The organism is Shewanella eurypsychrophilus (assembly GCF_007004545.3).
Classification (GTDB): Bacteria; Pseudomonadota; Gammaproteobacteria; order Enterobacterales; family Shewanellaceae; genus Shewanella; species Shewanella eurypsychrophilus.
Window position 1 is genome coordinate 2,534,659 of record NZ_CP045503.2, and the last position, 12,916, is coordinate 2,547,574.

The window sequence follows — 12,916 nt, forward strand, 5'->3', positions numbered from 1 at the left end:
TTGATGGCATTACTTCTCTCCTTGGCTTGAGTTGATCCCGCCTTCGACAAAGCTGGCTAGCTCACCAAGTTTATCTTTGTGATATAGGCTAAGCATGGGACTAAGTAGCGTCATGGCAATGTGTCCGAATTCTTCTTCTGTAAAATCATCAGGGAAACTAAACAAGCGTTGATAGTGAGGCTCCATGGCTTCACCTAACTGACTCTGCTCATCGAGCCACTGACTCTGAGCTTCGAGTAATTTGTCTTGATGATCGCCTTCGGCTTCAACATAGGCGAGTGCGGTTCTCGGCATAAACATCAAGGGGTGAACCTGTCCCGACTGGAAGTAAGCTAACCACAGGCTAAGTTGAGCCTTAGCTTGCTCATGTGCCACGGGATGAAAAGCATGGAAATGACCGATGTCTAACAGGTAGCTAATGTGTGGCAGCTTGTTAGTCGCCTTATTTGAGCCCATGGCGCAAATACACAGATGTCTGATGTAGAGGCGGATAAGGTCTCGTCCATTGGCGGTGCCAGGCCGATAGTTCACCAGACCTTTTGCACAGAGATCATCGATGCGTCCGACTAAGTTCATCGGCTCACTTAAGCCATCGGCTTGGGTGAAGTTAAGTGCTATATCCATGGAGCGCTGGTTATCCCCCTGAAGATAGACGGCGCGGCCAATTAAAGGCTGAATGTCATGTAGATATTGATTGAGCAAGAGATCATCGAAGGGCTGAAGCGGCAACTCGCCGCTGGCCTTTAATCGCTGCAGTAGCACCTCATCCGGGGCCTCTAGTTTCTGAGATATGGCGTTGTCCAGTAAACTTGCCTGAAGCTTGTAGCGCTCAAGAGGATTGAGGCTAAATGGCTCATCGTTATCGTCGGCCTGAATATTCAGGCTTAAATCGACCTTGAGGGTTCGATTGAAGAAGTACTGTGCCGGGTTTCTGAAGAAACGGATAAGGGCCGAGACTTCAAGCTCATTATCATCTAAGACATCGGTTAGCTGACTGACATCTATGGCTTGGGTTATCTTGAGCCCGGCATCGATAAAGCGCTTTGCCTGCTTAACCCCATCATCTTCCGTTTGACTTGGACACCACTGCGCCGAGTAACTCTGCTTTAGTCGATGATCTGCAGTGTCTTCTCGCGCTTGGCTGAGATAGAGACGCTCATCGAAAGGTTGCAGGGGTTGCTCGGTCAACAATTGCTGGTGGATGGCCTTCTCAATGGCGGGGATATCTGGTTCATCAGCAGATCCTTGATTGAGCGAATCTGGCCCAAAGCCTTCTGGCAGATAACAGAGCTGACAGTATTCGACTAACTCAGACACTAGCATAGAGGGAATGCGTTCAGAATTGTCTCGTTCGCTGTGGCCGATATAACTGATGTAGAGCTGCTCTCTGGCCGAGAGAATCGCCTCGAGAAACAGGTATCTGTCATCCAGGCGGCGGGAGCGATCGCCTTTTCGTGGTCCAAACTGAGCCACAAGGTCGAAGCCTACCGGGTGCTGAACTCTAGGGTAGACGCCATCATTCATGCCGACCAGACACACCACTTTAAAAGGAATGGAACGCATGGGCATCAGGGTGCAGAAATTGACGCTACCGGCCAAGTATCTTTGGCCGACGCGGGATTCACTCAAGGTGCTATTAAACCAATTCTGCAGCACTTGGGTATTGAGCGGCGTCACCTGTCCGGCTTCGATGAGCTCAGTTTTTAATTTGTTTATCGCTTCGCGTATGGCTTGTAATTGAGGTAACTCCTCATCATCGACCTCATAAAAATCATCAACAAGCTGGGCGAGTTGCCCCATGCGATCTTCTATTGAGCAGGTTTGTCCGAGTATCTCTTGATAGTCATCTAAGGTCTCAATAAAGTTGAGTAACTTCCCCAGGGCCTGGGCAGATTGGCCCTCGATCCCCTTTACCAATAAGGTGTCTTGGTAGAGTGGGGCATCATCACTGAAGGCGTAGCCCAAGATGAGACGCTTGATGCCAAAAGCCCAAGAGTTTTTATCGAATGCCGGCAGAGACTGAGCGGCACGGCTGGTTTCATCACGCCCCCAACGCACTCCGGCTTGCTCGAGCCAGTGACGAATTAAGGTCAGTGCCTCGTCATCTAAGTCGAAACGCCTGAGCACGGCCGGAACTTCTAAAATGCCTAAGATGTCGGTTAAACCAAAGCGGCTCTGGTTGATGGACAAAATATGTAAAAAACTGTTGATCAGCGGTGATTCCTGGGCCGCACCTCTATCTGCAATGGCGTAAGGGATAAAATGCGCGCCATGTTTCGCCGAAAAAACGGCGTCAATATAGGGGGCATAAGCCGCGACATCGGGCAACATGATAACGATATCTCTGGCAAGCAATGGCTCATCGGGATCATCAGGTGCTCGGGAGAGCATGTCGAGCAGATGATCATGCAAGGTCTCTATTTCCCGTAGCGGGCTGTGGCAGCTGCGAAGGGTTAAGGAGTCGTCGGTTTTAGCCAGAATGCGCCGTCCATCGAGCGTCAGATACAAGGAGGCATCGGGGCCTAAGCTTCTATCTCGGGTACTGAGTTCGAGAATGTCATGTTGAATGCCGCTCAGTAGATTATCGACACCTGGGTCTTGGTAACACTCGAAGTTAAAGTTGGCGTGTTCTTCAGGAAGCTCGAGGATCAGATCCAGTAGCTCGCGGCCCATCTTGCCATTATTGGCCAGCAAGGGATTACCCACCTCGAGTTTATCTTCCCAGTCTTGCTCAAGTTTTTGTTTATCGGCATATTCCAGCGCCATGCGGGCACGCAGCCGCGGATCGACAATATCGCCCCAGTAATGCTGACAGGGACTCAAGTTCAGCATGATCACATCGATGCGTTTGGCCAGGTGATAGAGTACATCCAATGTTTGCGGCGCCATGGAAGATATTCCGAACACGAATAAACGTCTTGGCAGCCCTTCGAGTGAGGTGTCGGGGTTGTCTAGGGCATCGAACAAGGATTGATGCAGGTTTGCCCTGTGGTATTGGCTCTTGCCAAGATCTTGGTTATTAAACTTAATCAGGGCCCGCCATAATATCGGCTGCCAGGCCTGAGCCTGGGATAATTTATCACCCTTTGGCGGGAGTGTGGGTTCATTGGCCTCCCAGGCTGCAATCCAATCCGGACGGTACACTAGGTATTGATCGAAGATATCGGCTATCTGGCCGCATAGCTGAAACAGTTTCAGTGGATTGTCTTGTTCTGGCTGGTCTTGCCCTGAGGTAAGGTAGTTATTTAGTGGGGCGAACTCTTGAATCGCCAATAGACCTGGCAGCAGCTCCATCAATTTCCAAGTCATGGCAGGTTTCGTGAAGGCATTTTCCTTAGGCACGTCGGGCAATAATATGTGGCAGAGTTGCCAGATGAAGCTCGAAGGCAGGGGAAACTCCAACGCCGCGGCTATCTTGTTCTTCTTGGCAACTTCCAGTCTAAGCCAGGTAGACATTCCTGGGCTTTGAACTAGCACATGCTCAGGCATTAATACTGGCATGCCGACAATGGGGTTTTGTAACTCTTCGGCTAGTTGCGCCGAGAGTGCTTCCATTCGATTAGACTGAACAAGATAGAGCATGAAAATTCCTAAAGAAGAGTTTGAATAAGCTATATAAAATAGAAGACTAGAGTTTATATAGCTCTAGAAATCAGCAGCAATGAAGCGGATTCAAATAGGTGAAACCATTTTATGTTATTGAATTTAGATGTCCAATGAAAGCCATGATTAAAACGGCTGATTGATGCTTTTTCATTAGTATCAAGCGGTATAACTGTGAGGTTACTGTTGAAAGTGGGGAAGAGTTGAAACAGTGTTTGATGTGGTTTACAAGGATCTCTGTTTAAAGCTGGCAGAGTTAGCCATTTCACCTATAGGTATTACCCATAATAAGTTAAGGAAATGGCCAACATTTTGTCTATGTTTACTGTTACTTTCCAGTGAAATGGCGAGATGTTAAGCGGTTTTTAAGGTTTCGATATTTGTTTCGTCATGCTCAATAACCCGATCTGTAATACTTAATTGGGTTTCTCCAAGGAAACATCCCCCAAGCTCTATACTCAAGTTATCACTGTAAATCTTTCCGTTGATTTTACCATTAGCCAAAATTTGTATGGTGTCAGCATAGCAATTGCCTTCCACTAGACCACTGACAATGAGCTTGTCTGCCCATAGCTCGCCTTTCACTCTACCTTCATTACTGACTATGATGGTTTGCTGCGTATTCATTTTTCCTTCGATAAATCCGTCAATTTGAATATGGCCGGATAATCTCAGCTCGCCGGCAATATGGCAACCTTTTGCGATGACAGTTGTAGTTGTGAGCTCACCCGTTGCTCGACTGTTTTTACCAAGTAATCCCATCGTATACCTTTTTGTTTTTCAAAGAGAGAATCAAAGTTTTCCAGATCCCATTCAACAAAGTTTCTTGGGTTTTTTGGCCGTCCAACAAAGCGCACTTCATAGTGTAAATGTGGCCCGGAAGACATGCCGGTATTTCCTGAATACGCAATTAAATCACCTTTTTTAATAAAGGCACCCGCTGCGACATTAAATTTTTGTAAGTGTGAATAAGAGCTGCTTATCCCAAATGAGTGTTGTAAACGAAGGAAGTTGCCCGATCCAGTATTACTCGGACGTACCACTTCTACAACACCATCTGCGGTCGCGTAGACCGGCGTTCCGATATTAACCGCATAATCAATTCCATTGTGACTGCGCTTCTTACCGGTAATTGGGTGAGTACGCGTGCCAAAGTTAGAAGAGATCCTGGCATTTTTAACCGGGGTGCCATTGGGTAATTCTTGCAGTAACGTTATCCTCACTGCTGATGTAATAGCGGCAGTATCTAGCCGACTCTGTAATCCGGGCTCATCTTTTATTGTGACACCTAACATTTGTTCCAGATCGCCGAGCCGATTAGAGACTTGTAGCAGATGAGATTCTCGCATCGTCAACTCTTGCTTTAGTTGCCCTTTCAACTTCATCAAAACATCCAGATCCTCTGATAACTCTAGAGATTGAATTTGCAAAGAGGCTTGTTTAGTCTTGGCATCAATAGCGGTTTCAGACAGGTAAACCAAGGACATCAGGATAAATATACTGACGAAAATAAAGCATAAGAAAGCCCAACGTATCCCTATCTGGGATCGTTTATCTAGCCTGAAATGTCTTGAGCCATTAATTGTTGAGAACGAAACTGTAACTAGATTTTTCAATTGTGATTCTTCAATAAAGCGTTGGCTGCCCAGAGGTCAGCAATATATTCTTAAAAAACGACAATTATATCGCGTTAATGTGATTATTTCACTGAAATTCAGTTGATTAACAAGTGTTACTCCTGTGGTAAGTGGACTGATTGACTTGTAGACAAACCTGAGGGAGTCGCTGTGTTTACACTTGAATTTAAATACATCTCACCTGGAAATAGATCGAAAAGTTGATGAAAATATCAGACTAAAAATATGCATATCGAGCATAGTCAATACTGGCATCATTTAAAATAGGGTTTAAAAATGACACGCCCTAGGTTATGCTAAAAATGTTAATCGTTTTCATTTGAGGTTATTTTGAATAGAGGTAAAGGGATCATCTTGATGTTGATGCTACTGACATTTGTCGGTCAGGCATACGCGTCTGTGATCATGCCATATTCAATGTCCATGGGCATGCCTCAAAGTACTACTATTCAAAATACTATGCTTCAGAGTCAGATGTCTCATAGCAATATGTCTGAAGAGGTTATCTTGACCTCTACATCGAGTAAAACTAGGGTGATGAGCCTGGACTCGGTGGCAGATAATAACTCGGCTCAGTCAAGCTTATCCCAGACTATGATAAGTGATGGTCATGAGCATCAAGACTGCTGTAAGAGCGTGTGTAATTGTGCTATGGGCTCTTGTTCTTCAGTGGCTTTAACCATGGCTCTGCCTGTTTTTGATACGACAACACATCCTTTACTTAAAATGAGTGTGTTTACCGTGTCGACGCTAAATCCATTTCCTTCTTCGCTTTACCGTCCTCCAATATTCGCCTGATAAGGCATAGATCCGTTTAAAATTCACGGTCTTAATCCTTTTGCTGTTAATTACGTCATATGGTGAATTCTAACAAGAATCTCAGAACCGTCCGACGTTAACTCAGTTATAAGCCTGAAATCTGATTGAACCCTTAGATTAACTTTTAGTCTTTCGGGGAATCAATCTACTTAGTTATTTTTCAGGCTGCGTATATTCGGAGGCCCTATGGCTTCAAAAAGCGTACATTCAAATATTCAAAAATTAGTATATAAGCCTCAATCAAGTCTCTCTCGTCGCCGGTTTGTCATGGGCGCGGCGAGTGCCATGATGCTGGCTAGCCTACCTTTCACTCAGAGCGTGTTAGCCGCGTCACTGCGTAAAGGCTTAACGACACTCAGTGGAAGAATGTTCGATCTCAGTATCGATTATCAGACGGTTAATTTTACTGGCACAGATGTTCGCGCCACTGTTATAAATCAAAGTATTCCCGGGCCTCTGCTTCGTTGGAAAGAGGGTGAAACGGTAACCCTAAGGGTCAAAAATAACCTGGATATATCCAGTTCTATTCATTGGCACGGCATTATCCTACCGGCAAGTATGGATGGTGTTCCCGGGATCAGTTTTGAGGGCATAGAGCCCGGAGACACATTCGAATATAACTTCACTCTGGGTCAGAGCGGAACGTATTGGTACCACAGTCATTCAGGCTTTCAGGAACAAACTGGCATGTACGGCGCTATCGTTATTGATCCTAAGGATGCCGATCCCGTGGCATACGATCGGGAATACGTGGTGATGCTGTCGGATTGGTCAGACGAAGAGCCTGAGTCCATCTATGCCAAGCTCAAGAAACAATCCGATTATTATAACTTTCGTGAGCGTACCTTAGTCGATCTCTTCGATGACATCTCAGCTAATGGTTTAGTTAACACCTGGAATGCGCGTTCTATGTGGAATAAAGGGCGAATGAGTGACAGGGATATTTCGGATGTGACCGGGTATACCTATACCTATTTGATGAATGGCAATACTCCGGAGAAGGGCTGGCAGGGGCTGTTTCGCAAGGGTGAAAGAGTGAGGCTTAGATTCATTAACAGCGCGGCTATGACCATTTTCGATGTACGCATCCCGGGTCTGAAGATGACTGTGGTGGCCAGTGATGGTCAGAATGTTCAGCCTGTCAGCGTCGATGAGTTCCGTATCGGGGTCGCCGAAACTTACGATGTGATTGTCGAGCCCGAAGTTGACAATGCTTATTGTATCTTCGCTCAAAGCATAGACCGCACCGGTTTCACCTATGGCAGTTTGACTTCAGATCAGGCTCTTAAGCCCCTTATTCCACCCATGGATCCCGTCGCCGTGTTAGCACACAGAGACATGGGCATGAATATGGAAGGCATGGATCATGGCTCGATGGATATAGCTGGGAATGGTGACAAAACCATGAACATGAACGACATGGATCATAGTGCCATGCAGATGGATATGGCCGGAAACGGTGATAAAACCATGGACATGAAGGGTATGGATCATAGTGCTATGCAGATGGACATGAATAAGGTTAGTTCGACGGGGCTGGGGTTAGCCGGATATGGCAGTAACAATGAAATTAAGCATATTTCCAGTGAATTTGGTCCTCAGGTCGATATGCGGGCGGCGAGCCCCCGCAGTGGCTTGACCGATCCAGGAATAGGACTCAGGGACCATCAAAGCTTGTACCAGCGAAAAGTACTCACCTATGCAGATATCAAGGGGCTCACTCCAACACTGGATAAAAGGCAGCCTAGCCGGGAGATCCAGCTGCATCTCACCGGCAACATGAGCCGTTATATGTGGTCGGTAAACGGCATCAAGTTTGCCGATGCTGCTCCACTTGAACTTGAATTTGGTGAGCGAGTACGTATCACCTTAGTCAACGACACCATGATGACCCATCCCATGCATTTACACGGAATGTGGAGTGAATTGGAAACGGGCGATCCAGATTTTATTCCCCGCAAACACACAGTGATAGTGCAACCGGGCTCGAGCATCAGTTATCTGGTGACGGCGGATGCGTTAGGTGGCTGGGCTTACCATTGTCATTTGCTATTCCATATGCCTGGCATGTTCAGAAAAGTCCAAGTTAAGAACGCATAACTATAAGCTCAAGTAAAAGCTTAAGTAATAGATCAAAGAAGGGAATAAATATGGAGTCGCAAATGAATACTAATCCGATAAATCGCTATCCCTTTATCGCCATCGCTCTGGTCACACTGGTAAGTTTGGCCAGTGTCGACATGGCCTATGGCGCAGAAACCGACGACCCCTTGTTGACCAAGGTGATGATCGATGAATTTGAGAACGATCTCAGTAGTAACAGTACCACCAGCTGGGGAGCACAGGCCTGGCTTGGCTATGACCTGAATAAACTTTGGATTAAAACTGAGGGGGAATACTCGGGTGGAGATGTTATCGACGCCCAAGTTCAGGCCCTGTATAGCCGAGCTATCGCCCCCTATTGGGATCTGCAGATGGGGCTGAGACGGGACTTGAAACCGTCTCCTTCCCGTGATTGGGCTGTGCTGGGAATTCAGGGGCTCGCACCCTATTTCTTTGAAATAGATGCGGCGCTTTATGTGGGAAAGGAGGGGAGAACGGCGGTGAGTTTAAGTACTGAGTATGAACTCTTGATCACCCAACAGCTCATCTTAACCCCTGAGATTGAGATGAACTTCTACGGACAAAATGATCCCGATGTCGGTATTGGATCCGGTTTGTCGGATTTTGGCGCAGGGTTGAGATTACGCTATGAAATAGTCAGGGAGTTTGCGCCTTATATCGGGGTTAACTGGAGTAAGAAGTTTGGTAACACGGCGGATTATGCGAGGGAGGAGGGAGAGGAAGATAGCGAGACTCAATTCGTTGTCGGTTTCAGAGCTTGGTTTTAAGACGAGCTTTTACCGAATGGTAAAGAAATAAAATAGTTAATAATCAAAGTGTTACGAACTTGTGCATGAACAAACGCTTTAAATAAAAAGCAATCATAGTTTTTAACAGAAATTGAAGGGGACAAAATGAAATTTATTAAGACAATTGTTATCTCAGCCACCATGATATTTAGCTTTGCCGCGTTTGCCCATTCTGGGCTAGTTAAATCGAGTCCAGCGAAGAATGAGATGCTGCAAGGCTCTCCCCAAGTGCTGGCGTTGACCTTCAGCAGTCCGGTGCGCCTGGTTAAATTGACCCTGAAAGATGGTGGGGGTAATGACATCAAATTTGGTTTCAAGCCTAAGATGCAAAGCTCAAATCAATTCTCTCTGGATTTGCCTCAATTGACCCCCTCAAGTTACTCGGTTAGCTGGATGATAATGGGAGAAGATGCCCATAAGATGAAAGGACAATTTAATTTCATGGTCCATAAAGCGATGGCCAAGGCGACTGAGCATGATCATGCCAGCCATTCTCATGACTGATGTATTTTATGGGCTAAGCCTGTTTGATATACTAGGCATCATGACGAAATGGCTCATCTATATTGGTGTGACGACGAGTCTAGGCGGCTTCTTGATGACGTTAATGAATGCCAGGTCGATAACTAGGAAACGGCAAATAGACACAAGCACAAGATCTGCTGTTGATGACTTATCCGGCTACATGAGGAAGGGGGCCATGATCGGCATCTTGGCCGTTGTCATGAACTTCTTCATTCAGGTTGGTTCGTTTGCCGAGACCGGTCTTGCTGGAATGTGGGATCCTCTGATGACCGAAATCTTATGGCAGAGTTCTGTTGGGGGATCCATATCATGGCGTATTGCTGGTTTTGTGCTGGTTTTACTTGCCACATTAATGCCGGTTAAAAGAACGGGATTCGTTAAAAAGAGTGCATTGGGTCTGCTCCTGATGGCTACGCTGTGTTTGGCATATTCATTCACCTTGATAGGTCACAGTGCCGATATGGATGACTTAGGTAAGTGTCTGGTGGCTATTCATGTAGTCGCTATTGGTGCCTGGATTGGCTCACTGATCCCCCTGTGGATCATGTGTGGTCGCTTAGAAGCGCAATCACTCAAGGGGGGCATGGACTTGTTTGGCAAGCAGGCCATATTTATCGTCGCTGTGGTGGTTATTACGGGACTGATATTGCTAAGCCTGTTGTTTAACAGCCCTAGCGAGTTTATCGATACGGGTTATGGCAGAGCCATTTTGACTAAGCTCTTCATCATTTCGATGATTTTGGCGATAGCCGCACTGCACAAGTTTCATTTGGTGCCTAAGCTTGATGGTAAAGCGCAGGAGTCAGGCTCATTAGCGGTGACAGGAGATGAGGCGAACTCCGCAGGCATATTGAAGCGTTCGATTGGGGTTGAGATCCTCATCGCGGCATTGATTTTAACCACGACAGCTGTGCTGTCCAGTGTGTTGGGACCACAAAACTTAGCGTAAACATGAAAATTGATTAAAGCTGGGCTTTTTATTGATAGGGAGTACCTGTGGCTAAGGTAGTGGGGAATTTCATAGCGAGCGGATATGACTTATCTCAAGGGCTTAACTGTCATCATACTCGAGCAGCAGGTACAGGTCCCTTGTTCAAAGTAGAAGTGCAATACGGCAATCTCAATGTCGGTGACGAAATCTTCAGATCTGTATAAGGGGAAATCCATAGATAGTCAGGGGATGGAAACCTTAGTACTGAATAAGGAAATTGGTGGAGAGTGGCAAATCGTTCACATCCATAGGTCGAACTAATCTCTTAGGCTCAACTTTTGTTTAACTCTACTCGTTTTGATCTACTCATTTAATCTGCGGGGCTGGACGCCCCGCTTTTCCAGCAGATTAACGCCTGAATTTTCGCACTATCAGATTCAATGAATATTTTTTCTCATCTATAATTTACAGTTTTTGTCATAGCTTGATTAACTTCAGCTTTATCTGTCGGGATAATCGTATAAACAGCTTAGTGGTACTTTTTCTGCCGTTAGGTGTTAATGTTCGGTATTTGAGGGCGATGTAATACTGAGTTAATTGAGAAAACTCTTTAGCAATCGAAGGTAGTTGGCTTTCCACTGTATGGCAAAAATCTACAGGCCCTTGATCTAGACTCCTTGAGACACCTTTTCTATCTAATAACTTACAGACTCTCAAATAAGCCGATGATATTTTGTCTTTATTTCTGCTGAAATGCAGCAATCCAGCACTGTATGCAATCAATAATATGATACAGGCCAGGCTTGAGAGCATAAAAACAGCGAGTTTTTCTCTGGTGATCTTACCCATTAACTTCTGTAATACTTGTTCTTGCTTGTTAGAGTCGAACCCTAGCACCCAAACACTCCAATAGTAGTCGATGCTTGCTAATGAGAGTCTGAGTTCATTTAATAGCGGGTAATCCTTGAGTCTTAAGGCGCTGAATGGGCTGTCTAGCAGGTAACTATCTTGCCCTTGAAAGTAGGCATCGAAACCTTCGATGACACGTTCTGGTGCGATCATTGCGGTAGGATCTAAGCGCACCCAACCTTTGCCCTCTAACCAGACTTCAGTCCAAGCATGGGCCATATATTGATAAATGCTCAAGTAGTTCGCGTTCTTATTCCACTCTCCGCCCTGATAACCCGTAACCATTCTCGCGGGTATCCCAGTGGCTCGTGCCATAAAGACTAGAGCGCTGGCATAGTGAACACAAAAACCGGCTTTGTTTTCCAATAGAAAGTCATCGATTTGATTGGGGCCGACCGAAGGCGGGGTTAAGGTGTAAAAGTAGGCCTGCTGTGAGAATGAACTCATGATGGCACTGAGTCTGTCCTCGGGCTTCGGAAATTGTCTTAGATAGCTTTTAGCCAGTGCCAAGGTTTGTGGATTTTTATTTTGTGGTAACTCAAGATTAATCTTTTTAATATCATGATCTAACTCAATATCCATTAGTGTACTTGGGTACGATTTGACCTTGTATTGAAACTTTTGGGTGAGAATTTTAGATGAATACAGCCGATAGTCTGGTAGCTGCATAATATTTTCTGTATCACTGGTTGCCACATCTAAACCAAATAACCAATTTTGGTAACTTTTCTCTGCAATCACAGTGTAATTTACTGACAATCCCTTACTCGAGGCTTGAGATACAGATTGTTTTTTTAGTTCAAGTAACTTTATGCTGTCATTTTGAGTCCATTTGTTGCCGTCATAGTCTTCTAATACTAATGCACGCCAATAGAGTTTGTTATTTGCTGGTGGCGCTCCTTCAAAATTGACACGAAAGGCCAATGCCGCTGACCGGGTTAGTCTTTGTATTTCACCAAAGCTGACTTCGTCAGAGATCCCTGTTTGGTCCGTTTTAAGTTGTGGCATCAACCAGAGTGGTGGCAGTCTAGGGAACACTAAGAAAAGTAAAAGAGCCAAGGGCAAGCTTTGCAAGATCAGTAAAAATCCAATCTTGGCGGTTTCGTTGATCTTGACATCTTCTCGATACAAACTGACCAATACACAGGTGTTAATGGCTACTATGATGGTGAGTAATAGCGAGTAATAGATAGACTGTTGACCGATAAGCGTCATCGCAATAAGAAAGTAACCGACTAATACAACGATTCTTACATCGCGTCTGTCTTTCATCTCTATATATTTGAGTGCGTAGCCTAAAATCAATAAGTTCATCAGGCCGTTAAGTAGACCAATTTGCGAAGTGACTAAGGCTAATGTTAAGGCCGAAGCTAAAGCCAAAATGGTGACAAGCAGTCTTGGTGGTTTAGCTACCTTTCCTATAAAAATGCCATAACGCCACACTAAACAGATCGCGCATATCGCCATGGTCCAGGGGGTAAATTTGTCATAAAGGGGCAAGAGTACAGAAATATTAATGATGAGCAGCCACATTAAGCTGTGACGAGAGATTATCTCTTGCTGATTAGGAGTCGTCATTA

The 12,916-nt window shown here is 45.5% G+C and carries 10 protein-coding genes; 6 read left to right on the forward strand and 4 right to left on the reverse strand.

Features of this window, described 5'->3' with window-relative positions:
• Window positions 1-9: 9 nt before the first annotated feature.
• The 3 genes from recC to FM038_RS10705 form a co-directional block, all read right to left on the reverse strand.
• Complete coding sequence (gene recC, locus FM038_RS10695) at window positions 10-3,582, reverse strand: exodeoxyribonuclease V subunit gamma (protein WP_142870689.1); 3,573 nt, start codon at window positions 3,580-3,582, stop codon at window positions 10-12.
• Window positions 3,583-3,957: 375 nt separating this feature from the next.
• Window positions 3,958-4,365: a bactofilin family protein gene (locus FM038_RS10700; RefSeq protein WP_077755565.1), complete on the reverse strand. Its 408-nt coding sequence runs from the start codon at window positions 4,363-4,365 to the stop codon at window positions 3,958-3,960.
• Window positions 4,275-5,219, reverse strand: a complete 945-nt coding sequence (locus tag FM038_RS10705) for a M23 family metallopeptidase (RefSeq protein ID WP_142870688.1) — start codon at window positions 5,217-5,219, stop codon at window positions 4,275-4,277. The genes FM038_RS10700 and FM038_RS10705 overlap by 91 nt, the downstream gene beginning before the upstream one ends.
• A 351-nt stretch (window positions 5,220-5,570) precedes the next feature.
• Here FM038_RS10705 and FM038_RS10710 point away from each other — a divergent pair, with 351 nt between their 5' ends.
• The 6 genes from FM038_RS10710 (at window position 5,571) to FM038_RS10735 (ending at window position 10,651) form a co-directional block, all read left to right on the forward strand.
• A complete protein-coding gene (locus FM038_RS10710; protein ID WP_142870687.1) occupies window positions 5,571-6,038 on the forward strand; it encodes a hypothetical protein in 468 nt (155 codons plus the stop codon).
• 207 nt (window positions 6,039-6,245) lie between these two features.
• Window positions 6,246-8,159, forward strand: coding sequence for a copper resistance system multicopper oxidase (locus FM038_RS10715; RefSeq protein ID WP_223293049.1), 1,914 nt, complete (start codon window positions 6,246-6,248; stop codon window positions 8,157-8,159).
• 62 nt (window positions 8,160-8,221) lie between these two features.
• Window positions 8,222-8,950 carry a copper resistance protein B gene (locus FM038_RS10720; RefSeq protein ID WP_223293050.1) on the forward strand — a complete coding sequence of 243 codons (729 nt, stop codon included), beginning with the start codon at window positions 8,222-8,224 and terminating at the stop codon, window positions 8,948-8,950.
• Window positions 8,951-9,076: 126 nt separating this feature from the next.
• Complete coding sequence (locus FM038_RS10725) at window positions 9,077-9,475, forward strand: copper resistance CopC family protein (protein ID WP_142870685.1); 399 nt, start codon at window positions 9,077-9,079, stop codon at window positions 9,473-9,475.
• A complete protein-coding gene (locus FM038_RS10730) occupies window positions 9,447-10,445 on the forward strand; it encodes a copper resistance D family protein (RefSeq protein WP_195873250.1) in 999 nt (332 codons plus the stop codon). Before FM038_RS10725 ends, FM038_RS10730 begins: the two co-directional genes overlap by 29 nt.
• A 47-nt stretch (window positions 10,446-10,492) precedes the next feature.
• Window positions 10,493-10,651: a hypothetical protein gene (locus FM038_RS10735; protein WP_185965672.1), complete on the forward strand. Its 159-nt coding sequence runs from the start codon at window positions 10,493-10,495 to the stop codon at window positions 10,649-10,651.
• A gap of 253 nt (window positions 10,652-10,904) precedes the next feature.
• Here the strand turns inward: FM038_RS10735 and FM038_RS10740 are convergent, their stop codons facing one another.
• Entirely contained in the window at window positions 10,905-12,914 is a 2,010-nt protein-coding gene (locus FM038_RS10740) for a transglutaminase TgpA family protein (RefSeq protein WP_185965671.1), read from the reverse strand.
• Window positions 12,915-12,916: the final 2 nt, after the last annotated feature.

Excerpts from the sequence above, each read along its gene's own strand:
- recC (WP_142870689.1), bottom strand. The coding sequence starts at position 3,582 with ATGCTCTATCTTGTTCAGTCTAATCGAATGGAAGCACTCTCGGCGCAA.
- FM038_RS10700 (WP_077755565.1), bottom strand. The coding sequence starts at position 4,365 with ATGGGATTACTTGGTAAAAACAGTCGAGCAACGGGTGAGCTCACAACT.
- FM038_RS10715 (WP_223293049.1), top strand. The coding sequence starts at position 6,246 with ATGGCTTCAAAAAGCGTACATTCAAATATTCAAAAATTAGTATATAAG.
- FM038_RS10720 (WP_223293050.1), top strand. The coding sequence starts at position 8,222 with ATGAATACTAATCCGATAAATCGCTATCCCTTTATCGCCATCGCTCTG.
- FM038_RS10725 (WP_142870685.1), top strand. The coding sequence starts at position 9,077 with ATGAAATTTATTAAGACAATTGTTATCTCAGCCACCATGATATTTAGC.
- FM038_RS10730 (WP_195873250.1), top strand. The coding sequence starts at position 9,447 with ATGATCATGCCAGCCATTCTCATGACTGATGTATTTTATGGGCTAAGC.
- FM038_RS10740 (WP_185965671.1), bottom strand. The coding sequence starts at position 12,914 with ATGACGACTCCTAATCAGCAAGAGATAATCTCTCGTCACAGCTTAATG.